Source organism: Salipiger pallidus (genome assembly GCF_014643635.1).
GTDB lineage: Bacteria > Pseudomonadota > Alphaproteobacteria > Rhodobacterales > Rhodobacteraceae > Salipiger > Salipiger pallidus.
Map to the genome: position 1 here is coordinate 250760 of NZ_BMJV01000003.1, position 21768 is coordinate 272527.

The window sequence follows — 21768 nt, forward strand, 5'->3', positions numbered from 1 at the left end:
GAGATCGGTGTCGAGGCGACTATATTCGTCTCTTCGCAACCTCAGCCCGCCGGGTCCCGCCATGAAACCGCTTCTCGCTGCCCTCTTCACCCTTGCTGCCACCGCTGCCAGCGCCCAGTCGCTCTATGTGCCGGTGATCCACGTGCTTCAGGGGGATGGCAGCTACAAGGAGCAGCCGCTCAAGGGCGCGGAGGCGGGCCTCCCGTTGTCCGACTGCAAGCAGCGGGCCGAGGACTGGCGCGGCAAGAACGGCGCCGCCATCACGCTGGCAGAGGAAACCTCGGGGTCTGGTGGGCGCTATGGCACCATCAGCGTCACCTGCGAGCTGCGCTGAGAACCGCTAGGCCGCGCGGGCGCTCCCGCTGCGCACGAGGGTGAAGACCCCGGTGGCCACGATCAGCGTGCCGCCTGCGAGGGTCCACAGGTCCGGTCGTTCCTCGAAGAACAGGTAGGCGAAGGTCAGCGCCACCAGCAGCCGCGAATAGCGGAAGGGCGCGACAACCGATACCTCTCCGGTGCGCATCGCGCGGGTCAGAGCGGTGTAGGCGGTGACGCCGACCACCCCGGTCAGCAGCAGCCGTCCCAGCTCCCAGGCCTGTGGCAGGCGGGGGGCGGCAGGCTCGAAGGGCAGCATGATGAGGCCCGCAACGATGATCACCGCAAAGCCCAGCACCCCGAGCTGGTTGGCCGACACCGCCGGCGGGCTGGCGCGGGTGTAGAGATCGCGCATGGCAAATCCGATCATCCCGGCGATCGCCAGCAGCGCATCGGCGCGGAAGGCGTCAGGGGTGGGGCGCACGATCATCAGCACCCCGGCAAAGCCCACTGCCATGGCGATCCAGCGCGCTGGCCCCACCTTTTCGTGCAGCAATAGCGCCGCGCCCGCCGTCACCACGAGAGGTGCCGCCTGCAGGATCGACGAGGTGATCGACAGGGGCGTGTAGGCCAGCGACAGCGCGAAGAAGAGTCGCCCCATGATCTCGAACCCGGTGCGGATCATCAGGGATGGTTGCAGGATCGCCGGGTGCAGCACCGGCTCACCTGCGCGCAGGGTCAGAAGAGTGTAGAGCGCCGTGCCCGTTACGCCGAAGATCAGCGTGGCGATGCCGGGCGGAAACCCCGGCGTCACGGATTTGAACAGCGCGTCCTCGACCGCGAACAGTGTCATGGCGATGACCATGAACAACGCGCCGCGCGCGTTGTCCGAAACCGCCCTAGCCATGAGAGACCTTGTCCAGCAGCGCGGCGGCGGCCTGCTGTTCGGCACGGCGCTTGGCGCCGGCGGTGGCCTGCGCGCTTTCGCCGTTGGCAAGCCGCGCCTCGATGGTGAAGACCGGCGCGTGGTCGGGGCCGCTGCGCGACACCTCAACATAGGCGGGCGGGGTCATGCCGCGTGCCTGCGCCCATTCCTGCAGCGAGGTCTTGGGATCGCGCGCGTCTTCGTCGACGCGGGCAACCCGGTCGCCCCAGAGCCGCAGGATCATCTCGCGCGCAACCTCGAACCCGGCGTCGAGGTAGACGGCGGCGATCACCGCCTCCATTGCATCCCCAAGCAGCGCCATCTTGCGGCGGCCGCCCGACATCATCTCGGACCGGCCCAGTTTCAGCGCGGCACCGATGTCGATCTCGGCGGCGACGTCGGCGCAGGCTTCCTTGCGCACCAGCGCGTTGAAGCGCGGGGCAAGCTGGCCTTCGGAGGCGGCCCGGTCACCGGCCAGAAGCGCCTCGGACATGACGAGGCCAAGCACCCGGTCCCCGAGGAATTCGAGCCGCTGGTTGTCCTCGCGCCCGGGCGAGGACATGGAGCTGTGGGTCAGTGCCCGGCGTAGCAGGTCCACCTGCTCGAACCGGTGCCCGAGGCGATCCTCGAGCGCAGCTATCTCGGCAGACCGTTTCATTGCAGGCGGTGGAAGAAGCGGTCGCCCCGCCAGGTCCAGAAGTACAGCATGGAGTTGCCCGCGGACGAGAACACGACGCGGCGCGCACGGCCGATGAGGTTCTCGAACGGCACGAAGCCGACACCGCCCGCGGCGTTGGGCACGCGGCTGTCGGATGAGTTGTCGCGGTTGTCGCCCATCATGAAATAGTGACCCTCGGGCACGGTGTAGACGCGGGTATTGTCCGAGTTCTGCATCGCGATGTTGAGGATGTCGTGGCTGTGGCCGCCAGGCAGGGTTTCGGTGAACCGCTCTTTTTCACAGACGCCGCCGGTGCCCACCGGGCCGTTGGCGCAGCGCGGGCGCAGCTGTTGCGGGCCCTGCGGCTGTGCCGTTTCGGTGAAGGTGCCTGCAGGTTCGATGCCGACCGGTTCATCGTTGATGTAGAGCCGGCCTTCCATCACCTGGATGCGGTCGCCGGGCAGGCCGATGACGCGCTTGATGAAATCGGTGCCGTGGACCGGGTGACGGAACACCGCGATGTCGCCACGCTCGGGCTCCGATCCGAAGATGCGGTCGTTGTCGTCGCCGAGCCAGCCGCAGATGTCCTGCGCGTCGATGTCGATGCCGATCTGCGGCAGGCGGATCGACGGGCAGGAGGCATAGGAATAGCCGTATGCCATCTTGTTGACGAAGAGGAAGTCGCCGATCAGCAGCGTGTCCTTCATCGAGCCCGAGGGAATCCAGAACGGCTGGAAGAACAGCGTGCGGAAAACGCCCGCGATGACCAGCGCCCAGACCACCGTCTTGACGGTCTCGAGAATGCCGCCCTTTTCCTTTTCCTTCGCCATCTGTCCTGCCTCATGCCACTAACCCGCGTTTCATGGGCGGGGGGCCCCAAAGTGTCAAGGTGCAGGGCATCGCGAGGCCGTGTGCCGCAGCGCCCCGGAGTGTGGTGCGCCATGGGCCCCGCCGCCGCTGTCCAGTGCCACGGGGCTGTTGCCGGGGTCATGAGGCGGCTCCTCGGTGAAACCTCCGGAGATGGCCCGGGATAGGGTCAGTGCCTGGAGAGGGGCTTAACAAGGGAACGAGCACTCGGCCTCAGGCGGAGGCGATCATCACCTCGGTGCCCCAGTCACGGCATTTTCCGGCGAGCTCCGGAGGGAGGGGCGCATCGGTGACGAACGTGTCGAAATCGTACAGGCAGGCGATGCGGGCCGGGGCGTTGCGCGTCAGCTTCGATCCGTCTGCCAGTAGCACCCGCCGCCGCGCCTGCCTAAGAATGACCTGCGCCAGCCCCACCTCGGACATGTCGAAATCCATGAGATCCCCCGACGGATCCAGCGCCGAACACCCCATCAGCGCCATGTCGAAGCGGAACTGCCGCGCGGTGTGGGCCGCGTGCAGGCCCAGAAGGCCGCCGTCGCTGCGCCGAAGCGTGCCGCCGGTCAGCACCACGGTACAGTCACTGTTGGCCGACAGGATGCCCGCAACATGGGTGTTGTTGGTCACCACCAAAAGGTTGCGATGGTGCAGGATCTGCCGCGCCAGCGCCTCGGCGGTGGTGCCAAGCCCGATGAAGAGGGCGCAGTCGTCGGGGATCATCCCGGCGCAGGCGCGCGCCATGGCGGCCTTGGCTGACGCGTTCAGCGTGCGCCGTTCCGCATGGGCGATGTTGATCGTTCCCGAGGGCAGCACCGCGCCGCCATGCACCCGGTCAAGCTGCCCGGCTTCGGAAAGCTCGGACAGGTCGCGGCGGATGGTCTGTAGGGTCACGCCGAAGCGCGCGGCAAGGTCGTCGACCCCGACCTTGCCATCACGGCGGGCAATCTCGAGGATTTCAAGCTGGCGAAAGGATTGTGACATGGCTGTTCGCTTTTTTTCGCCGTTATCGTTCCGGCTTATGGAACAATCAATATTCCCCACGAGTTGACAGAGTGTTACCCGCGCCACGCCACAATCATCCACAGCAGGCGCCAATGCGAAAGAATTCGAAGGTAATTCGGTTGCGGCCCGCGCCTTCGATGCGGCATACCGCTGGTGGTGCCGGTAGAAATAGTGGGAAACGTGAACGTCATGCAGGACCAAGCTCCAACCGACCTTTTCATCATCGGCGGAGGGATCAATGGCTGCGGTATTGCCCGTGACGCTGCGGGTCGTGGATACTCGGTCCGGCTCGCCGAGATGAACGATCTGGCCTCGGCCACCTCCTCGTCCTCGACCAAGCTTTTTCACGGTGGCCTGCGCTATCTCGAGTATTTCGAATTCCGCCTCGTGAAGGAGGCGCTGGTCGAACGCGAGGTGCTGCTCAAGGCGATGCCGCATATCGCTTGGCCCATGCGCTTCGTGCTGCCCTACCACCCTTCCATGCGTTTCGACAGCGAAACGCCCACCTCGAAACTGCTGAGCACGGTGATGCCTTGGATGAAGGGCCGGCGCCCCGCGTGGCTGATCCGGCTGGGCCTGTTCCTTTACGATCACCTCGGCGGGCGGAAGATCCTGCCCGGCACGGAATCCCTGTCGCTAAAGGGCAGCCCCGAGGGCGCGCCGCTGGATGACCGGTTCGAGACCGCTTACGAATATTCCGACTGCTGGGTGCAGGACAGCCGCCTCGTGGTGCTCAATGCCCGCGACGCGCAGGCGCGCGGGGCAAAGATCATGACCCGCACGAAGGTTACTTCGGCCCGCCGCGAGGACGGGCTCTGGGTGGTCGAGACAGAGAACACCGAAACCGGCGCAACCACGACCCACCGCGCCCGTATGCTGGTAAACGCCGGTGGCCCTTGGGTCGGGCAGATCATCCACGACAAGGTGCATCTGAATGTGCGCGAAGGCGTGCGACTGGTGCGCGGCTCGCATATCGTGACCCGCAAGCTATACGATCACGACAAGTGCTATTTCTTCCAAGGGACCGATGGGCGCATCATCTTCGCCATCCCCTACGAAGAGGATTTCACCCTGATCGGCACCACCGATGCCGAACATCACGACCCCGACAAACGTCCCGAGTGCACTCCCGAGGAACAACAGTACCTCATTGATTTTGCCAATAGCTACTTCAAGCAGGACATCTCGACCGAGGACGTGGTCTGGACCTATTCCGGCGTGCGCCCGCTTTATGACGACGGCGCCAGCAGCGCCACGGCGGCGACCCGCGATTACACGCTGAAGGTCGAAGGATCAGGCGGTGCGCCCATGCTCAATGTCTTTGGCGGCAAGATCACCACCTACCGTCGCCTTGCGGAAAGCGCGCTGGCCCGGATCGGCGAGGCGATGGGCAAGGATCGCGAGGCATGGACCGCTGGCGTCGCCCTGCCGGGCGGTGATTTCCAGGTCAACGGTGCTGAACGGCTCGCTTTCGATCTGCGCAAGGATTACCCCTATCTCAACGAACGCTGGTCCCGGCGCCTCGTCCGGCTGTACGGCTCCGAAGCGCCCGAGGTGCTGCGCCGCTCGCCGCGCCGCCGTCTGCTGGGCCGTGATTTCGGGCAGGATCTGACCGAGGCCGAGGTCGACTGGCTGATGGAGCGTGAATACGCCCGCACCGCGCAGGACGTGCTCTGGCGTCGGACCAAGCTGGGCCTGCATTTCGACGACGCACAGGTCGCCGCGCTCGAGGATTACATCAGCGCGAAGCGCGCGGGGGGCGCATGCGCCACCGCCTGAGCGCGGCACCATCCGCAAGACCGAAGAGGGGGGAGACACATGAGCCATATCCTTGCGATCGACCAAGGGACCACGTCCAGTCGGGCGATCCTCTTCGATGCCGATCTGAAGATCACCGCCGTTGCGCAGGAGGAGTTTGAACAGCACTACCCTGACAGCGGCTGGGTCGAACATGATTGCTCGGACCTTTGGAGCACGACCGCCGCCACCTGCCGCGCGGTGATGGAAAAGGCGGGCCTTGGCCCGTCGGACATCGCGGGCATCGGCATTACCAACCAGCGCGAAACCACGCTGGTCTGGGACCGCAAGACCGGCCAGCCCATCCACAACGCAATCGTCTGGCAGGATCGCCGCACCTCGGAATTCTGCAAGAAGCTGAAGGCGGACGGCCACGAGGAGACGGTCACGCAAAAGACCGGCCTGCTGCTCGATCCATATTTCTCGGCGACCAAGGTGGCATGGATCCTCGACCAGGTCGAAGGGGCCCGCGACCGGGCCGAGGCGGGCGAGCTGGCTTTCGGCACCGTCGATACCTGGCTGATCTGGAAGATGACCGGCGGGCGCGAGCATGTGACTGATGCCACCAATGCCGCGCGTACCATGCTTTACGACATCTCCAAGGGCTGCTGGTCCTCGACCATGTGCAAGATGCTGGGCATTCCCATGTCCATGCTGCCCGAGGTCAAGGATTGCGCCGCCGATTTCGGCATGGCCCGCGCCGATCTTTTCGGGGCCGAGATCCCGATCCTGGGGGTTGCGGGCGACCAGCAGGCGGCAACGATCGGGCAGGCCTGCTTCCGGCCTGGCATGTTCAAGTCGACCTACGGCACCGGGTGCTTTGCCCTGCTCAACACCGGGGACGAACTGGTGCGGTCCAACAATCGGCTGCTCACCACCATCGCCTACCAGCTTGACGGCAAGCGGACCTATGCGCTGGAAGGGTCGATCTTTATCGCGGGGGCCGTGGTGCAGTGGCTGCGTGACGGGCTGCAGATCATCCGCGATGCGAAGCAGACCCAGCCGCTGGCCGAATCCGCCGACGAAAGCCAGGAGCTGACGCTGGTGCCAGCCTTCACCGGCCTTGGCGCTCCCTACTGGAACGCCGAATGCCGTGGAGCGGTCTTTGGCCTCACGCGCAACAGTGGCCCGGCGGAATTCGCCCGCGCGGCGCTTGAATCGGTGGGCTTCCAGACCCGCGATCTGCTCGAAGCGATGCACGCGGACTGGTCGGGGGCCGATGACACGGCCCTGCGCGTCGACGGCGGGATGAGCGCCAGCGACTGGGCCATGCAGTTCCTAGCGGACATCACCGATGCTCCGGTAGATCGCCCCGAAGTGCTCGAGACCACTGCTATGGGCGCGGCGTGGCTCGCCGGGCAGCGGGCCGGGATCTACCCGGTCATGGAAGAATTCGCCAAGGGCTGGAAGCTGGAACGGACCTTCGAGCCCAAGATGGCGGACGACATGCGCAACCGTCGCTACAAGGCGTGGAAACGCGCCGTGGCCGCCGCTCAGGACTACTGACGGAGGCCCCTCGGCCTCATGCGGTCCAAGCTCTGATGCCTGGAAAAGCATCGGGCCGCCACCCGCGCCATCCCACCGGAGGCGCGGGTGTTTTGTGCTTGCCGCCTGTTTGTATTCCGGATTGTATGCAGACGAAGCCGCTCCTCCGGCGGCATCCGGCAGGCACAGAAGGCAGGGGCCATGAGCGACCACAAGATCGAGACCATCCGCGTTCACCGCATTCTCATTCCTGGCAAGGCGGTGCATTCGCATGGTATCGGCGATGTGGCGGGCATTCATTCGGTGATCCTCGAACTGGTGACGGACACCGGCCTTGTCGGCTGGGGCGAGGCGTCGCCGTGGCCTGCCTTCACCGGCACCGCCGAGGGCACCGTCGCGGCGCTGCACAGCTATATCCGCCCGCTGCTGCAAGGCGCCGACCCTGTGCAGGTCGAGCCGCTGATGACAAAGGCCGAGGCCGTCGTCGTCGGCCACCCCGAGGCCAAGGCCGCGCTGGAAATGGCGCTGCTGGACCTAACGGGCAAGATCTCGGGGCTGTCGGTGTCCGAGCTTGTGGGAGGCCGCGCGCGCGAGAGCATGGGGCTGTCCTTCTCGGTCGCGAACCCCGATTTCGGCAAGGATCTGGAGGACGTGGCCACCATGTGGGACGACGGCGTGCGGATCTTCAAGATCAAGACGGGTTTTGCGGACCACGCCTTCGACCTCATGCGGCTGGACAAGCTCCGCGGCATCTACGGGGCCGAAGCGGATCTGCGCATCGACTACAACCAGGGCCTGCCCGCCTATGACGCGGTGCGCTGCATTCAGGATCTCGAGGCGTTTCGCCCCACCTTCGTGGAGCAGCCCGTGAAGATGCACGAACGCGAGGTTCTGGCCCAGATCACCCACCAGATCGCCACGCCGATCATGGCGGACGAGTCGGTCTTTGGCGTGCGCGAGGCGATGTACGGCGTGCAGATCCGCATGGCGGACATCTTTTCGCTCAAGGTGATGAAGGCGGGGGGCATCCGCCGCGCGCTCGAGGTCGGGGCCATTGCCCGCGCCGCCGGGATCGAGGTCTACGGCGGCTGCATGTTCGAGACTGGGCTGGCCCACGCCGCAGGGGCGCACCTGATGGCGGCGCTGCCGGAACTGCGGCTGGAGTGCGAGTTCTACATGTCCACATACTACGCGTCAGAGGACATCCTGACTGAACCCTTCCCGGTGCGGAAGGGGCGGGTGCACGTCCCCACCGGGCCGGGCCTCGGGGTTGACGTGGACCGTGACCAGCTGGCGAAATTCGCCGTGGCCGAAGTGCTGGGTTAAGCCTGCGCCTGCGTGCGGGGGCGGTCGCCGACCGCCTCGCGCCAGTGGCGGCGGCAGAGGGAAACATAGGTTTCGTTGCCGCCGATCTGCACCTGATCGCCGTCGATCACGGTTCGGCCGGACCCGTCCTGACGGATCACCATGGTGGCCTTGCGCCCGCAATGGCAGATGGTGCGCACCTCGCGCATCACGTCCGCCCATGCCAGCAGGCTGGCCGAGCCTGGGAACAGCTTGCCCCGGAAATCCACCCGCAGCCCGTAGCACATCACCGGGATCTTCAGGTCATCGGTGACGCGCGCCAGCTGCCAGACCTGATCTTCCGTCAGGAACTGCGCCTCGTCCACGAAGATGCAGGCCAGCGGGCGGCGCTGATGTTCGGCGGCGATGCGGGCGGACAGATCATCCTCGGGGCCGAAGGTCTCGGCCGGGCGGCCAAGCCCGATGCGTGACCCGATGCGCCCCTCGCCGGCACGATCGTCGAGCCGCGCGGTCAGCAGGAAGACTTCCATCCCGCGTTCGCCGTAGTTGTGCGCCGCCTGCAGCAGCAGCGTCGACTTGCCGGCGTTCATGGTCGAGTAGTTGAAGTAGAGCTTGGCCATGGCCGCGGTCATGCCGCAGTCGAAGGATGGCTGCAAGCGTCGTCGGTGGTCGGCCGCGAAGGGGCATGCCAAGCGCCACGAAACAGCCAAGCGCCACGAAACAGCCAAGCGCCACGAAAAATGCCTCCGGCTGAACCGGAGGCATTTCTCAGAGACACAAAATCACATCTGACAACTCTCGGTCCCCTTGGACAGATCCGGGGGGGCAAGGCTGGCTCGGGCGACCCCGGGCCTGAAAACAATGTACTGGCTATGCATCCAATATATTCGGACGCACGAATATTTTCAATATGATAATAAAACGATTTAAGTCATTTTCAGCAATTTTCGCAACCAAGCCGATATCTTTCGGCTCATAAAACAACCCTGTGCTGCGGGTTGCGGCAGAATTGGCGGTGGTTGATGAAGAAGCGGGCAGAGTCGTGCCGCCCGGCACCGGCTCTGCCCGCGAATCGCCGTCTCAGACAATGCGTCCCCAGAGGTCGTATTCCCCGGCCTCGTCCACCTCGACGGTGACAATGTCCCCGGCCTTGAGGCCTTCATGGCCCTCGTCGATGAAGAGGTTGCCGTCGATCTCGGGCGCGTCGGCCTTGGTGCGGCAGGTGGCGGCGTCGTCTTCGACCAGGTCGACAATGACATCCATGCGCTTGCCGACCTTGGCCGCAAGCTTGGCCTCCGAGATTGCCTGCGCCTTCTCCATGAAGCGGTCCCAGCGCTCCTGCTTGACCTCGGAGGGAACGTGATCGGGCAGGGCGTTGGAGCGCGCTCCGGCGACGTTCTCGTACTGGAAGCAGCCAACGCGATCGAGCTGCGCCTCGTCCATCCAGTCAAGCAGGGTCTGGAACTCTGCCTCGGTCTCGCCGGGGTAGCCGACGATGAAGGTGGACCGCAGCACGATGTCCGGGCAGGAGGCGCGCCAGGCGGCGATCTCGTCCAGCGTGCGGGCGGCGGCGGCGGGGCGCGCCATGCGGCGCAGCACGTCCGGGTGCGCGTGCTGGAAGGGAATGTCGAGGTAGGGGAGGATGCCACCCTCGGCCATTTGCGGGATCAGGTCACGCACATGGGGATAGGGGTAGACGTAATGCATCCGCACCCACGCCCCGAGGCTGCCCAGATCGCGGGCCAGCGACAGGAACGGCGCTTTTTCCTCGCGGTCCTTCCAGTCGGTGCCGTAGGCCGAAGTGTCCTGGCTGATGACCAGAAGCTCTTTCACGCCGGCCTCGACCAGCTTTTCCGCCTCACGCATCACGGCGCGGTGCGGGCGCGAGGCCAGCTTGCCACGCATGTCAGGGATGATGCAGAACTTGCAGGCGTGATTGCAGCCCTCGGAGATCTTCAGGTAGCTGTAGTGCCGCGGCGTGAGCTTCACCCCCGAGGCGGGCAGCAGATCCACGAAGGGATCGGGCGACGGCGGCACCGCGCCATGCACCGCGTCGAGCACTTGTTCGTACTGGTGCGGGCCGGTCACGGCGAGAACCTTGGGATGCACCCCGGTGATGTATTCGGGCTCCGCCCCGAGGCAGCCGGTCACGATGACCTTGCCGTTTTCGTTCAGCGCCTCGCCGATGGCCTCAAGACTTTCCGCCTTGGCACTGTCGAGAAAGCCGCAGGTGTTCACGATCACCGCGTCCGCGCCGGCGTAGTCGGGCGAGATGCCGTAGCCTTCGGCGCGCAGGCGCGTGAGGATGCGTTCGCTGTCGACCAGCGCCTTCGGGCAGCCAAGCGACACCATGCCGATGGTCGGCTGGCCGTCACGGGCGGTTTCGGTGATGCGGGCGCGCGCGAGATCCGGGCGCAGGTCAGGAGGATTCTGCATGCGCGGCATATAAGCTAAGGTGCAGCGTCGGGGAAGAGGGTCGCGCGAGGCGCTGGCGCAACCTTGGTGTCTACCTCTGCTCTTCGGCCCGGATTGCGCTGCTCCGATTGGGCCCGATTTGCGCCGCCGCCTTAAGGTTGCCCTAAGGAACGCCCGTCACTCAGACGGAAATAGGGCCGGTATCGGCAGGGTTCTGCCGGGTGCCCCTACGGAAGGGTGGCATGATGAACACGCCCGCCAAAGGAAGGGGGCATCCGTTTTGCCGCAACCGCATCATCGGTCTATGACTCGAAAGATCGAACCGGTGGCACAGTGCCCCGGTCCACATGTCGCGACGCCATCCTCCGGTTTGCCGGGGCGCCGCCCCGATGTAGCCTTGAAAGGATCCCGATGATCGCGCCCCAATTCCTCAGCCGCCCGGTGCTTGCACTCGTGGCCGCTGCCAGCCTGCTGTCCGCCTGCGCTGTCGCCCCCGAGATGTCGAACCCAGCGACCACGCTGACCGAAGAGACCCGCGCCATGTACGCGGCCACCGTAGACAACGGCATCGAAGTGCCCGCCATCGAGGACAAGTACCTGTCCGAAGCGCGCAAGCGTCAGCTGGTGGAGTACCATGCCCCGCATCCCGCCGGCACCATCGTCGTCGATCCCGGTGCCAAGTACCTCTACCACGTTCAGGACGGCGAGACCGCCATGCGCTACCTCGTCGCCGTGGGCGAGCAGGGGCGCGGCTTTTCGGGAACCGCGACTGTCGCGTTCCAGCGTGACTGGCCCTACTGGACGCCGACCAAGAACATGCTGCGCCGTGATCCGGAAACCTACGGCCCGGTGAAGAACGGCCTGCCCGGCGGTCTCGAGAACCCGCTGGGGGCGCGCGCGCTCTATCTTTACCGCAATGGCAAGGACACGCTCTACCGCATCCATGGGACACCGAGCCCCTGGACCGTGGGTCATGCAACCTCGTCGGGTTGCATCCGCATGTTCAACCAGGATTCGATCTACCTTGCGGATCAGGTGAGCAACGGCGCGCGGGTGATCGTGCTGCCGGTGTCCGAGGCCGGCAAGTGGACTCCGGGCGGCATCGTCACCCCGGACACTACGCCCGACGGCACCACCGAGGGCACCCCGGTGGCCGAAGCACCGTCGACCGCCACCGATCCCGCGGCCCGCGAGGTTGCGCTGCTCGACTCGAACGCCTGATCTGATAGGCCGCGCCCGATGCTCGACCGTCGAACCCTCCTGATCGCCTCCGGTGCTGCCGCGGCGATTGCCCTTCGCCCCCGTGGCGTGTGGGCGCAGGAGATCACGGTCGAGGGGGTGCTTTACGATCCCGCGGCGCCGGTGCTGGGCAACCCGGAGGGCGATGTCACCATCGTCGAGTACTTCGATTACCAGTGCCCTTACTGCAAGGCGATGCACCCGGACCTCATGCGCGTTGCGCGTCAGGACGGAGGGCTCCGCATCGTGCTCAAGGACTGGCCCATCTTTGGGCCGGTTTCGACCCGGGCGGCGCGGCTGGCGCTGGGGGCGCAGGATCTTGGTGCCTACGAGCAGGTGGTGAACACCCTCATGGCCACCACCGGTCGGCTCAGCAATGGCCAGCTCAACGCGGCGGTGCAGCAGGTGCTGGCACCGGGCCGGGCGCAGGCCGCCTACCGCAAGCGCCGCGCCCATTGGGATGGGCTTCTGGAGCGCAACGCCATGCAGGCCGAAGCCTTCGGCTTTGCCGGTACGCCGGGCGTTCTGGTGGACACGGTAGTCTTCGACGGCGCTCTTGATCACGAAGCCTTGACCGCAGCGGTGGCCGAGGTCCGCTCTCCTCGCTGATCCTTAAGCTTCGCTTAAGCGCCGGGCGGTCATGTCGTGGCCAGGGTCGGGACACATCCCGGCAGAGACCAACGACAAGAGGAGCAGCCCGCATGACCAACACCTATTCCAGACGCCGCGCACTCGCCCTTGGCATGGCAGGGGCCGGGGGCCTGATGATCCCGGCGGTGGCCCGTGCGCAGGACGGTCCTGCGCCTGCCGCCCCGGCCGAGCCGGTGATCCGCCGCAATATCTCGAGCTTCGTGCGGCAGGACTGGCGCGATCACTTCGACAGCCTCGGCAAAGGCGCGATCGTCGCCGACACCACCTCGCGGGCGCTGCACTACTGGAACGCGGACGAGACCGATTACCGCATCTATCCCACCTCGGTGCCCAAGACCGACGAGCTGACCAAGCGCGGCTATACCGAGATCGTGCGCAAGAAGGTCGGCCCTTCGTGGACGCCTACGGCCTCCCAGATGGAGCGTTTCCCAGACTGGAAACCCATGGGTCCCGGGCCGGACAACCCACTTGGCACGCACGCGATGTACCTGAGCTGGCCCGCCTACATCATTCACGGCACACAGGACACGCGCAAGATTGGCCGCCGGTCGTCTGACGGGTGCATCGGGCTCTATAACGAGAAGATCGAAGAGCTGTTTGCCCTGTGTCCCATCGGAACGCAGGTCCGTGTAATCTGAGGCGGAACGCAGGTCCGTGTAATCTGAGGCGGAACGCAGGTCCGTGTAATCTGAGGCGGAACGCAGGTCCGTGTGATCTTGGTCTCACGGCAGTTGCGTTTGAGCGACGAGCTATGCGCACCTGCATCAGCCTGGCTGAAACCCTGTTTCCCGTGATCCCGGACGATCAGATCAGGCGCGCCCCCGCTGAAGGCGCGCCTGACATATTTCAGGAGTAGTCGCGTTCGCCGAAGATGGCAGAGCCGACGCGCACATGAGTCGCGCCAAGCGCGATGGCTTCCTCGAAATCCGAGGACATGCCCATGGACAATCCTTCAAGCCCGTTGCGCTTCGCGATCTTCGCAAGCAGCGCAAAGTGCAGCGACGGGGTCTCTTCCACCGGCGGAATGCACATCAGGCCCTTCACCGGAAGGTCAAGCCCGCGCGCCTCGGCGATGAAGGCATCCGCATCGGCGGGCAAGATGCCGGCCTTCTGGTCTTCCTCGCCGGTGTTCACTTGGATGAAGAGGTCGGGGCAGCTTCCCATCTCCTGCGCCAGCCGGGCAATGGTGTTCGCCAGCTTGGGCCGGTCGACCGAGTGGATGGCCGAGAACAGCTCCATCGCGGCGCGGGCCTTGTTGGTCTGAAGCGGGCCGATGAGATGCACGTCCACTCCGTCAAACCGCTCCTTGAAGCCGGGCCACTTGCCTTGGGCTTCCTGCACCTTGTTCTCGCCAAAGAGCCGGTGGCCCTGTTCCAGCACCGTCTCGACCCGCTCGTCGGGCTGCACCTTGGAGACGGCGATCAGCTGCACGGACCCGGGGGCGCGGCCGGCGTCGTCTTCGGCCTTTGCGATACGGTCACGGATGTCGGTCAGTCCCAAGGCGTGTCTCCCCATGCGTCGAAGAAGGGTTGCAGGGCGGCCTCGTACTTGCGCCAGCCCTCGGCGCTGCCGGTGTAGATCGGCTGGCGCACCTGGCTGACGCTGAGCGTCCGGACCGCGGAGGTCTGGGTGTGGAAGTCGAGGCAGGCGTCCTGCCAGTCTAGGCCGGCGGCAGAAACCAGGGCGCGCGATTGCGCTTCGGGTTCGGCCACGAGATCCTCATAACGGATTTCATGGATCACGCCGGGCAGGGCGGTCTTCCACTGGTCCACCTGGGCTCGGAAACGCTTGATGGCATGGGCGATGTCCGCAAGGTCGTTACCGTAGCGGTGCACCCCGGTGGGGAAGTGGTTCCGCCAGATCGACAGGGCGATGTCGCGCGGATCACGCTGCACCACGATGATGCGGGCGCCGGGCAGGGCGCTGTGGATCAGTCCAGTGACAAGGTAGGACAGAATCGACTTGTCGGTGATCACCGGGCTGTTGCCAGGCACGTCACGGCGGGCAAAGCGGCTGTAGAGCGCGCCGAAGCGCTTGATCTTCGCTGGATCGGCAGCGGCGATGTCGGTCATCTTCTCGCCCGCGCCGAAAACGCCATAGGCGAGGCGAAGGGCAAGGCCAAGTTCGCCGCCGGCAGAAACGTCGGAATGGGCGGACAGGATGCGTTCGACCAGCGTGGTGCCCGAACGGGGCATGCCGGTCACGAAGACCGGGCGGGGCGTCGCAGGATCCGCATCGGCGGCGGGGGCGGAAAGGCTTTCCTGTGCGGCGATCACGCGGGCAAATTCGCGGTCCTGCGCGTCCCGGTCATAAGGGGCCAGTTCGCGCTGGATGGTGTTGGCCTCGGCGATGCAGGGGGCGGCGCGATCGATCTCGCCAGCCTCGTCCAGAGCCTTGCCGAGGGCAAAGCCCAGCTGCGCGCGCGGCTCGCCCTTGAGCGTCTTGCGCTTCCACAGTCGCTCCATCTGCCGCAGCAGCGGATCGCCCGGGCGGGTGGTGCGGGTGGCCAGGAAAATACGGTAAAGCTGCGCTTCGTCCGGGTTCTTGGAGATCAGCTTGCGGAAGATCGCCTCCGCCTCGTCGAAGCGGCCCAGAAGCTGCAGGTAGTGCGCCTTGTCGGCCTGGTCGCGCAGGGGATTGTCGCCGCCTGCGATGAGCCTGTCATAGGCGGCCAGCGCGTCGTCTTCAGCGCCGAAGCGGCGGAAGCGGTCGGCAGCGTGGCGGCCAAGCTTGACCGATTTCGGGTCGAGTGCCACCGCCCGACGCAGGTTGGTAAGGCAGGCCTCGCGATCCCCTTCTTCGAAGGCGATGCGTGACAGGTTGAAATAGACCTCCGGCCGCGCGGTCTGGGCACGGGCCAGTTGCAGGAAGCCGGCCTTCGCCTTGGAGATCTGTCCCTGGGACAGGTAGCGCATGGCCTGCTGCAGGATCCGGTTGGTCATGTCGTTCGACAAGGGCAGCATGGGGCATTCGTCCATTTTTTATGACACCGCTTTGGTGTCACAAAAGAAAAGAGCGGGCAATTGCCCGCTCTTCCCTAAATCCAATCTCGGAAGAGATTAGAAGGACATGCCCAGGCCGAGCGACCAGGTGTCGACGTCGTCGCCGACGATCGGGTTGGTTTTGCCGTAGCCCATTTTGGCCGACAGACCGCCGCCGAGGTCGTAGGAGCCAGCAAGGCCGAAGCCGGACTGCTCTTCGCCGTCGTACTTGAACTCACCGTAGTTGATGCCAACTGCCAGTGCGTTCATTTCGTAGCCGAAGCCAACGCCCCAGTGCTGCACGTCGTCGGAGACTGCGTCCAGGTCGGTGACCGAGTAGGTCAGGCCAGCCGAGAAGCCGTTCGCCATGGAGCCGGTGACAGCCAGAGCGGTCTGGTCAGCGTAGTCTTCCAGGGTCTGGTAGCCGAGACCTGCAACCAGGTCGACGCCCGAGAAGGAGCCGGTGTAGCCGACGCCAACGCCCCAGATGGTTTCGCCGAGGCCAGCAACGTCTGCGCCGTTTGCAACTTGCTCAGCCGATGCGGTGAAGACGAAGTCGCTGTACGCGTAGTCGAAGCGAGCAATCTGGCCGTCGCCGAGACCGTCGAGGCCGATGGCCTGCGAGATCGCGTAGGAGGCTTCAACAACTTCGTATGCTTCTTCGTAGCTGTCGATGTCGTTGACGTCGACGCCGATTGCGTCGAGGGCTTCCACGAGAGCTGCGAAGGACGCGTCGGAGCCTTCGATCAGGTCGAAGTCGATTGCGTCAACTGCGTCGAAGAAGTTGACTGCTGCGTCGAGGCTCATGCCGTCAGCGTGGAAAAAACCGCCGTGGATGGTTTCGTCGTCGGCCAGCGAGCCGCCTGCGAGGGCCATCTCGGGGACGATGAAGTCCAGAGCGCCGTCGGTGTCGCCCATGGTCAGGGTCGCGCCGCCGTAGGAGACGAAGATGTTCTCGCCGCCCTGCACTGCCGGGTTTTCGAAGTCCGGAAGGTCGGTTGCTTCGTCGAGATCGATGGTTGCACCGAAGGTCAGGCCGTTGTCGGCTTCACCGGTCATGGTGAAGGTGACGTCCAGATCGGTGAAGAATTGGGTGTCGTCGTTGCCGTTGTCCCAGATGCCGATTTCGGCCATACCGGTCAGGGCGACTTCTGCCGAGGCGATGCCTGCGGTTGCAACCAGCGCGGTGGTAGCAAACAGAATCTTTTTCATTGTTTCCCTCATGTGTTCTAAGGCACGTACCAATCCGGGTAGCCCGGCCTTGATGGGCTTTCTATGCGCTTTCGGACCTCGTCATTGCAACTGGTCGCTGAGCCCCCCGGGCAACTCGCCTTTCAGTGATGCGCAATTGTCACAACGCTCCCAGGTGCCCCGGCGCAGCACCTCTCACGGGGGCACGCGTCCATTCTTCTATATGCACGAGGCAGTTCCCTGCCACTGATGACTTGTCGCCCGCGATGGTGCCGAGTATGCAGGGCGGGACTTGGACAGTGTACGGGCAGGAGCGATTGCGATGGACTGGATGCGGGTGGCAGGCAAAGCCGTGCTGATCGGTGCGATGCTGGCGGTGTCGGGCTGCGGCATGAGCAGCTGGTTCGACGGGCGCGGCGACGACACGCAGAACGTACCGCCGGGCAACGCGGAATATTCGCAGCAAACGATCGAGCGCGAGATCTACGGACGCGAGGGGCGCCCGAGCTCGACCATCTGGGATCTGTTCCGCACCCGTGAGGATGCGGGCAGGGTGGGAGCGGTGAACCGCTACATCTGGAACGCTTCGCTCGAGGTCCTCGATTTCCTTCCCGTGGAATCGGTTGACCCGTTCACTGGCGTCATCAGCACCGGCTACGGCACCGCGCCTGGCAGTGGCCAGGCCTATCGCGCGACGATCTATGTATCCGACCCGGCGCTTGACGCGCGGTCGCTGAACGTGGCGCTGAGCTCGCGGTCGGGTCCGGTCGACGGGGCGACCACCCGCGCGGTCGAGGATGCTATCCTCACCCGCGCCCGCCAGCTGCGGGCTCGCGACAGCCGCCTTTGAGCACAAGGGCCCCGGCGGCGCGGGCAAATCTCTTGCAAGAGATTCGCAAGGCCCTTCAGAAGGGCCTTGGCCGGGCTCAGGAGCCTTTTTCGACATTCTCCTTGAAGGCGGTCTCGAAGGCCGCCTTTTTCGCGTCGTCCACCTCGGTCTGCTGCGCCTTCCAGTCTTCGTAGGGCATGCCGTAGTAAATCTCGCGCGCCTCTTCCTTGCCCAGGGTCACGCCACGTTCTGCCGCGGCCTCCTGATACCAGCGCGACAGGCAGTTGCGGCAGAAGCCGGCAAGGGTCATCAGATCGATGTTCTGCACATCGGTGCGGTCTTCCATGAGGTGCTGGCGCAGCCTGCGGAAGGCGGCCGCCTCGATTTCTACCTGGGTCTGCGGGTCGATGTCGTGCTTGGACATGGGGTCCTCCTATTAATCTGTGTCGTCGAGGGCAGCGCGCAGGAGCGGTGCCAACCGCGCGCCCCATTCGGCCTGTGCATCTGCGGTCTCTATAAGATCGCTGCGCAGTTCGATCAGCGTATTGTGCCGCCCGTGCATCAGCGCGTTGCGGTGCATCGAATCCCCCGGCAGGTGGCCGGGGTAGGGTTGGTTGCGACCGACCACCAGCCCCTCCTGGGCTTGCAGCCGGGCGATCAGAGGATCGGAGAGCCGCGAATCCCAGGCGTGCAGGATGCCCACGTGCCATGGCCGTGGCGGCCGCCCCCGCAGCTGCGGGGTAAAACTGTGCATCGCCACCAGAACCACGTCCTCGCGCCGCGCGGCAAGGCGCTCGATGGCGTCGTGATAGGGGCGCCAGTACTGCTCCAGCCGGCGCGTGCGTTCGGCGGCGTCCGCGTGGCGGTTGCCGGGAATGATCGTACCGTCATAGAGCTTCATCAGCAGGGTCGGGTCGTCCTCGCCCCGGTTGGGGTCGATCACCAGCCGCGAAAAGCCCGCGTGCACCAGCGGCGCATCCAGCGCCACCGCCAGCGCGCGGGCCGTCCCGAGCGCGCCCACATCATAGGCAATGTGCCGCGCCATGTCCTCGCGGGGCAATCCGAGGGTTCCCCCGAGGTCGCCCGGCACGCTATGGCTCGCATGATCGCAGGTGACGAGAAACCGCCTCGAGCGGGCCTCTCCTTCTACGTGATACGGCGCAGTGGTCATGACTTTTCCGATCCGATCCTGCCCATATCCCTTAGATCAGTTGCGTGGGGAATGGAAATGAGCAATACCCGCAGGTGAAAGTTAGCGGTAACTTGTACGGTTTCGAAGGACATCGCCGGCCTCTCCCCGGTCGGCAAAGGGAGACGAAGATGAGACGTTTGCGCAAAGTGAAGATCGTGGCCACGCTGGGCCCTGCCAGCAACACCTACGAGATGATCCGCACGCTGCACGAGGCAGGAGCGGACGTGTTCCGCCTGAACATGAGCCACGGCAGCCACGAAGACATCACCAAGATGCATCGCGCCATCCGGCAGGTGGAAAAGGATCTCGACAGCCCGATTGCCATTCTTGCGGACCTCCAGGGCCCGAAGCTGCGTGTCGGCGAGTTTGCCAACGGCTCGGAAGAGCTGGAGTGGGGCGAGACCTTCCGCATGGATCTCGACCCGAAGCCCGGTGACAAGAAGCGCGTCTGCCTGCCGCACCCCGAGATCTTCGAGGCGCTCGGCGTCGGAGCGCACCTGCTGGTCAACGACGGCAAGATCCGCCTGCGGGTCGAGGAATGCGGCAAGGATTTCGCCAACTGCGTGGTCGAGGCGGGTGGCACCATCTCGAACCGCAAGGGCGTGAACGTGCCCGACGTGGTGCTGCCGCTGGCGGCGCTCTCCGACAAGGACCGCAAGGATCTCGAATTCGCTGCCGCGCTTGGCGTGGACTGGCTGGCGCTCAGCTTCGTGCAGCGCCCCGAGGACGTGCTCGAGGCGCGCAAGCTGGCCGATGGCCGCGCCGCCATCCTGTCCAAGATCGAGAAGCCCTCGGCGGTCAAGGAGTTCGATGCGATTCTCGAGGTGTCCGACGGCGTCATGGTCGCCCGTGGCGACCTTGGCGTGGAACTGCCCGTGCAGGCGGTGCCGCCGATCCAGAAGCGCCTGATCCGCAAGTGCCGCAAGGTCGGCAAGCCGGTGATCGTCGCGACCCAGATGCTCGAATCGATGATCGAGAGCCCGATGCCCACCCGCGCCGAGGTGTCGGACGTGGCCACTGCCATCTACGAAGGCACCGACGCGATTATGCTGTCGGCGGAATCGGCGGCGGGCCAGTACCCGGTTGAAGCGGTCACCACGATGAACAACGTCGCGGTCGACGTCGAAAAGGATCCGACCTACACCGAGATCATCGAAGCCAGCCGCAACATCGACAAGCAGAGCGTGGCCGATGGCATCGTCGCCGCCGCCCGGGAAATCGCCGAAACCGGCGACATCAAGGTGATCTGCTGCTTCACCTCCTCGGGGACCACTGTGGCCAAGGTGGCCCGCGAACGCCCCCGCGTTCCGATCATCGCCATGACCAGTGCCCGCGGCACCGCGCGGCGTCTGTCCCTGACCTGGGGCGTGAACTGCGTGATGACTGGCGAGCTTGAGCGCTTCAAGCAGGCGGTGGTCAACGCCGCCCGCGCGGCCCGCGCACAGGGCTATGCCGGTACCGAGGACAGCATCGTCGTCACCGCCGGTGTGCCGTTCAACATCCCCGGCACCACCAACATCCTGCGCGTCGCCCCTTGCGACGAACGGCTGATCTACACCACCGATCCGGAATGATCGCCGCGATGTCGGGCTGAGCGGCCCGGTTGCAAATACAAAGCCCCCGGCACATTGCGTGTCCGGGGGCTTTTGTGTTCCGGCCGGAGACTTTGGCTTTGACGCTGGATGGCTGTGGTCATGAGGGCGCCACCGCAACATCTCCGCCGTGGGCATGCTGACGCCAGCGGCGCGGCAAGCATGGCATTGAGGGCGGGACCGTGAGCGCGTTGGATGGGCTGCGGCGTCGGAGCGGGGGCTATCGCAGGCCGGGAGCCGCATGTTAGCGTCCAGTTCTATCGGTGGGCGCATTCATGACGGCAGACCAGTTCCTTGTTCTCGGCCTCTTTCTGGGGATGATCTCGATTCCCGCGATGCTGTCCGCGTGGTCGGACCGGCGCCGGCCTGTGGTGGGGCTGGTCGTCGGCTTGGCCGGGATAGCCATCGTGCTGTACGCCAACACCCGCAAGCCCGATGGCTATCGGCCCGCAGAGGTGCCGGAGGCCTTCTACGGCGTTCTGGCGGATATCATTCGCTGAGGCGGCCCCGCACGGGCGGATCGCCCTTGCATCGCAGCCCCGTGCCTTCTATAGGAGCGTTTCCTACCGCGTGGCCGGCCCTTAGTGGCATGCCGAGTCGCGCGTCACCGCAGTACGTCAAGGAGACGGAAATGCCCAAGATGAAGACGAAATCGAGCGCCAAGAAGCGCTTCAAGGTGACCGCGACCGGCAAGGTCGTGGCAGGTCAGGCCGGCAAGCGCCACGGCATGATCAAGCGCACCACGAAGTTCATCCGCGACGCTCGCGGCACCACCACCCTGTCCGCCCCCGACGCCAAGATCGTCAAGGGCTACATGCCCTACGACCGCTGATAGAGGAGAGCTGACCAATGGCACGAGTCAAAGGTGGTACCGTAACCCACGCCCGTCACAAGAAGGTTCTGGATCAGGCGAAAGGCTACTATGGCCGTCGCAAGAACACCTTCAAGGTTGCAGCCCAGGCCGTCGACAAGGCGAACCAGTACGCAACCCGCGATCGCAAGAACCGCAAGCGCAACTTCCGCGCGCTGTGGATCCAGCGGATCAACGCCGCAGTGCGTTCGCATGACGAGCAGCTGACCTACTCCAAGTTCATCAACGGCCTGACCAAGGCCGGGATCGAAGTGGACCGCAAGGTTCTCGCCGATCTCGCCGTGCACGAGCCCGAAGCCTTCGGTGCCATCGTGGACCAGGCCAAGGGCGCGCTCGCAGCCTGAGCTGCACGCACCTTGTGAATATGAATAGAGCCGCGTCCGGGACACCGGGCGCGGTTTTTCGTTGTGGCATCGATTATTCGATTCCTCTCTTCCCTGTTGTGACGGGCTGGTC

23 protein-coding genes are annotated in these 21768 nt (G+C 65.2%); 12 read left to right on the forward strand and 11 right to left on the reverse strand.

Annotated elements, in window-relative coordinates:
* The first annotated feature begins 61 nt into the window (after window positions 1–61).
* Window positions 62–334, forward strand: a complete 273-nt coding sequence (locus tag IEX41_RS09180) for a hypothetical protein (protein WP_188789940.1) — start codon at window positions 62–64, stop codon at window positions 332–334.
* A gap of 6 nt (window positions 335–340) precedes the next feature.
* On the opposite strand, the gene IEX41_RS09185 is transcribed toward IEX41_RS09180, so the two are convergent.
* The 4 genes from IEX41_RS09185 to IEX41_RS09200 all read right to left on the reverse strand — a co-directional run bounded on the left by IEX41_RS09185 (window position 341) and on the right by IEX41_RS09200 (window position 3743).
* On the reverse strand, window positions 341–1222 hold the full coding sequence (locus tag IEX41_RS09185) for a DMT family transporter (RefSeq protein WP_188789941.1): 882 nt from the start codon (window positions 1220–1222) through the stop codon (window positions 341–343).
* Window positions 1215–1898: a ribonuclease III gene (rnc, locus tag IEX41_RS09190; RefSeq protein ID WP_188789942.1), complete on the reverse strand. Its 684-nt coding sequence runs from the start codon at window positions 1896–1898 to the stop codon at window positions 1215–1217. Before rnc ends, IEX41_RS09185 begins: the two co-directional genes overlap by 8 nt.
* Window positions 1895–2728, reverse strand: coding sequence for a signal peptidase I (gene lepB / locus IEX41_RS09195; protein WP_188789943.1), 834 nt, complete (start codon window positions 2726–2728; stop codon window positions 1895–1897). Before lepB ends, rnc begins: the two co-directional genes overlap by 4 nt.
* A 250-nt stretch (window positions 2729–2978) precedes the next feature.
* The gene (locus IEX41_RS09200; protein ID WP_188789944.1) at window positions 2979–3743 is read right to left on the reverse strand and encodes a DeoR/GlpR family DNA-binding transcription regulator; all 765 of its coding nucleotides are present in this window, start codon (window positions 3741–3743) and stop codon (window positions 2979–2981) included.
* 210 nt (window positions 3744–3953) lie between these two features.
* On the opposite strand from IEX41_RS09200, the gene glpD reads away from it, so the two are divergent.
* The 3 genes from glpD to IEX41_RS09215 all read left to right on the forward strand — a co-directional run bounded on the left by glpD (window position 3954) and on the right by IEX41_RS09215 (window position 8372).
* Window positions 3954–5543 (forward strand): glycerol-3-phosphate dehydrogenase, encoded by a 1590-nt coding sequence (gene glpD / locus IEX41_RS09205; RefSeq protein ID WP_188789945.1) that lies wholly within the window; start codon window positions 3954–3956, stop codon window positions 5541–5543.
* 39 nt (window positions 5544–5582) lie between these two features.
* On the forward strand, window positions 5583–7067 hold the full coding sequence (gene glpK, locus IEX41_RS09210) for a glycerol kinase GlpK (protein ID WP_188789946.1): 1485 nt from the start codon (window positions 5583–5585) through the stop codon (window positions 7065–7067).
* A gap of 180 nt (window positions 7068–7247) precedes the next feature.
* Window positions 7248–8372 carry an enolase C-terminal domain-like protein gene (locus IEX41_RS09215; protein ID WP_188789947.1) on the forward strand — a complete coding sequence of 375 codons (1125 nt, stop codon included), beginning with the start codon at window positions 7248–7250 and terminating at the stop codon, window positions 8370–8372.
* Here the strand turns inward: IEX41_RS09215 and IEX41_RS09220 are convergent.
* Window positions 8369–8971, reverse strand: a complete 603-nt coding sequence (locus IEX41_RS09220) for a thymidine kinase (protein ID WP_188789948.1) — start codon at window positions 8969–8971, stop codon at window positions 8369–8371. The genes IEX41_RS09215 and IEX41_RS09220 overlap by 4 nt on opposite strands.
* Window positions 8972–9431: 460 nt before the next feature.
* A complete protein-coding gene (gene rimO, locus IEX41_RS09225; RefSeq protein WP_188789949.1) occupies window positions 9432–10796 on the reverse strand; it encodes a 30S ribosomal protein S12 methylthiotransferase RimO in 1365 nt (454 codons plus the stop codon).
* A 381-nt stretch (window positions 10797–11177) separates the two neighbouring features.
* On the opposite strand from rimO, the gene IEX41_RS09230 reads away from it, so the two are divergent.
* From IEX41_RS09230 to IEX41_RS09240, 3 genes are all read left to right on the forward strand, one after another.
* Window positions 11178–11987, forward strand: a complete 810-nt coding sequence (locus IEX41_RS09230; RefSeq protein WP_188789950.1) for a L,D-transpeptidase — start codon at window positions 11178–11180, stop codon at window positions 11985–11987.
* A gap of 18 nt (window positions 11988–12005) precedes the next feature.
* Window positions 12006–12614 (forward strand): DsbA family protein, encoded by a 609-nt coding sequence (locus IEX41_RS09235; protein ID WP_188789951.1) that lies wholly within the window; start codon window positions 12006–12008, stop codon window positions 12612–12614.
* A 92-nt stretch (window positions 12615–12706) separates the two neighbouring features.
* A complete protein-coding gene (locus tag IEX41_RS09240) occupies window positions 12707–13294 on the forward strand; it encodes a L,D-transpeptidase (protein WP_188789952.1) in 588 nt (195 codons plus the stop codon).
* A gap of 208 nt (window positions 13295–13502) precedes the next feature.
* On the opposite strand, the gene IEX41_RS09245 is transcribed toward IEX41_RS09240, so the two are convergent.
* From IEX41_RS09245 to IEX41_RS09255, 3 genes are all read right to left on the reverse strand, one after another.
* Window positions 13503–14156 (reverse strand): YggS family pyridoxal phosphate-dependent enzyme, encoded by a 654-nt coding sequence (locus IEX41_RS09245; RefSeq protein ID WP_188789953.1) that lies wholly within the window; start codon window positions 14154–14156, stop codon window positions 13503–13505.
* Entirely contained in the window at window positions 14147–15634 is a 1488-nt protein-coding gene (locus IEX41_RS09250; RefSeq protein WP_229673096.1) for a tetratricopeptide repeat-containing sulfotransferase family protein, read from the reverse strand. The genes IEX41_RS09245 and IEX41_RS09250 overlap by 10 nt, the downstream gene beginning before the upstream one ends.
* Before the next feature lie 81 nt (window positions 15635–15715).
* Complete coding sequence (locus IEX41_RS09255; RefSeq protein ID WP_188789954.1) at window positions 15716–16849, reverse strand: porin; 1134 nt, start codon at window positions 16847–16849, stop codon at window positions 15716–15718.
* Between the two features lie 301 nt (window positions 16850–17150).
* Here IEX41_RS09255 and IEX41_RS09260 point away from each other — a divergent pair, with 301 nt between their 5' ends.
* The gene (locus IEX41_RS09260; protein ID WP_188789955.1) at window positions 17151–17678 is read left to right on the forward strand and encodes a DUF3576 domain-containing protein; all 528 of its coding nucleotides are present in this window, start codon (window positions 17151–17153) and stop codon (window positions 17676–17678) included.
* 76 nt (window positions 17679–17754) lie between these two features.
* Here IEX41_RS09260 and IEX41_RS09265 read toward each other — a convergent pair whose 3' ends face one another.
* Together IEX41_RS09265 and IEX41_RS09270 are read right to left on the reverse strand one after the other, a co-directional pair.
* On the reverse strand, window positions 17755–18081 hold the full coding sequence (locus IEX41_RS09265; protein ID WP_229673098.1) for a DUF1244 domain-containing protein: 327 nt from the start codon (window positions 18079–18081) through the stop codon (window positions 17755–17757).
* Between the two features lie 12 nt (window positions 18082–18093).
* Window positions 18094–18828: an N-formylglutamate amidohydrolase gene (locus IEX41_RS09270; protein ID WP_188789956.1), complete on the reverse strand. Its 735-nt coding sequence runs from the start codon at window positions 18826–18828 to the stop codon at window positions 18094–18096.
* A gap of 149 nt (window positions 18829–18977) precedes the next feature.
* Here IEX41_RS09270 and pyk point away from each other — a divergent pair, with 149 nt between their 5' ends.
* The 4 genes from pyk to rplT all read left to right on the forward strand — a co-directional run bounded on the left by pyk (window position 18978) and on the right by rplT (window position 21656).
* Window positions 18978–20423: a pyruvate kinase gene (pyk, locus tag IEX41_RS09275; protein ID WP_188789957.1), complete on the forward strand. Its 1446-nt coding sequence runs from the start codon at window positions 18978–18980 to the stop codon at window positions 20421–20423.
* A 293-nt stretch (window positions 20424–20716) separates the two neighbouring features.
* Window positions 20717–20941: a hypothetical protein gene (locus tag IEX41_RS09280; protein ID WP_188789958.1), complete on the forward strand. Its 225-nt coding sequence runs from the start codon at window positions 20717–20719 to the stop codon at window positions 20939–20941.
* Window positions 20942–21072: 131 nt separating this feature from the next.
* Entirely contained in the window at window positions 21073–21273 is a 201-nt protein-coding gene (gene rpmI, locus IEX41_RS09285; protein WP_009504408.1) for a 50S ribosomal protein L35, read from the forward strand.
* A 17-nt stretch (window positions 21274–21290) separates the two neighbouring features.
* A complete protein-coding gene (gene rplT, locus IEX41_RS09290; RefSeq protein WP_188789959.1) occupies window positions 21291–21656 on the forward strand; it encodes a 50S ribosomal protein L20 in 366 nt (121 codons plus the stop codon).
* The last annotated feature ends 112 nt before the right edge of the window (window positions 21657–21768 follow it).

Excerpts from the sequence above, each read along its gene's own strand:
- rnc (WP_188789942.1), bottom strand. The coding sequence starts at position 1,898 with ATGAAACGGTCTGCCGAGATAGCTGCGCTCGAGGATCGCCTCGGGCAC.
- rpmI (WP_009504408.1), top strand. The coding sequence starts at position 21,073 with ATGCCCAAGATGAAGACGAAATCGAGCGCCAAGAAGCGCTTCAAGGTG.
- glpK (WP_188789946.1), top strand. The coding sequence starts at position 5,583 with ATGAGCCATATCCTTGCGATCGACCAAGGGACCACGTCCAGTCGGGCG.
- IEX41_RS09280 (WP_188789958.1), top strand. The coding sequence starts at position 20,717 with ATGACGGCAGACCAGTTCCTTGTTCTCGGCCTCTTTCTGGGGATGATC.
- IEX41_RS09235 (WP_188789951.1), top strand. The coding sequence starts at position 12,006 with ATGCTCGACCGTCGAACCCTCCTGATCGCCTCCGGTGCTGCCGCGGCG.
- IEX41_RS09200 (WP_188789944.1), bottom strand. The coding sequence starts at position 3,743 with ATGTCACAATCCTTTCGCCAGCTTGAAATCCTCGAGATTGCCCGCCGT.
- IEX41_RS09215 (WP_188789947.1), top strand. The coding sequence starts at position 7,248 with ATGAGCGACCACAAGATCGAGACCATCCGCGTTCACCGCATTCTCATT.
- IEX41_RS09255 (WP_188789954.1), bottom strand. The coding sequence starts at position 16,849 with ATGAAAAAGATTCTGTTTGCTACCACCGCGCTGGTTGCAACCGCAGGC.
- IEX41_RS09185 (WP_188789941.1), bottom strand. The coding sequence starts at position 1,222 with ATGGCTAGGGCGGTTTCGGACAACGCGCGCGGCGCGTTGTTCATGGTC.
- IEX41_RS09220 (WP_188789948.1), bottom strand. The coding sequence starts at position 8,971 with ATGGCCAAGCTCTACTTCAACTACTCGACCATGAACGCCGGCAAGTCG.
- IEX41_RS09230 (WP_188789950.1), top strand. The coding sequence starts at position 11,178 with ATGATCGCGCCCCAATTCCTCAGCCGCCCGGTGCTTGCACTCGTGGCC.
- IEX41_RS09260 (WP_188789955.1), top strand. The coding sequence starts at position 17,151 with ATGGACTGGATGCGGGTGGCAGGCAAAGCCGTGCTGATCGGTGCGATG.
- rimO (WP_188789949.1), bottom strand. The coding sequence starts at position 10,796 with ATGCCGCGCATGCAGAATCCTCCTGACCTGCGCCCGGATCTCGCGCGC.
- IEX41_RS09265 (WP_229673098.1), bottom strand. The coding sequence starts at position 18,081 with ATGTCCAAGCACGACATCGACCCGCAGACCCAGGTAGAAATCGAGGCG.
- lepB (WP_188789943.1), bottom strand. The coding sequence starts at position 2,728 with ATGGCGAAGGAAAAGGAAAAGGGCGGCATTCTCGAGACCGTCAAGACG.
- IEX41_RS09180 (WP_188789940.1), top strand. The coding sequence starts at position 62 with ATGAAACCGCTTCTCGCTGCCCTCTTCACCCTTGCTGCCACCGCTGCC.
- rplT (WP_188789959.1), top strand. The coding sequence starts at position 21,291 with ATGGCACGAGTCAAAGGTGGTACCGTAACCCACGCCCGTCACAAGAAG.
- pyk (WP_188789957.1), top strand. The coding sequence starts at position 18,978 with ATGAGACGTTTGCGCAAAGTGAAGATCGTGGCCACGCTGGGCCCTGCC.
- IEX41_RS09270 (WP_188789956.1), bottom strand. The coding sequence starts at position 18,828 with ATGACCACTGCGCCGTATCACGTAGAAGGAGAGGCCCGCTCGAGGCGG.
- glpD (WP_188789945.1), top strand. The coding sequence starts at position 3,954 with ATGCAGGACCAAGCTCCAACCGACCTTTTCATCATCGGCGGAGGGATC.
- IEX41_RS09250 (WP_229673096.1), bottom strand. The coding sequence starts at position 15,634 with ATGGACGAATGCCCCATGCTGCCCTTGTCGAACGACATGACCAACCGG.
- IEX41_RS09240 (WP_188789952.1), top strand. The coding sequence starts at position 12,707 with ATGACCAACACCTATTCCAGACGCCGCGCACTCGCCCTTGGCATGGCA.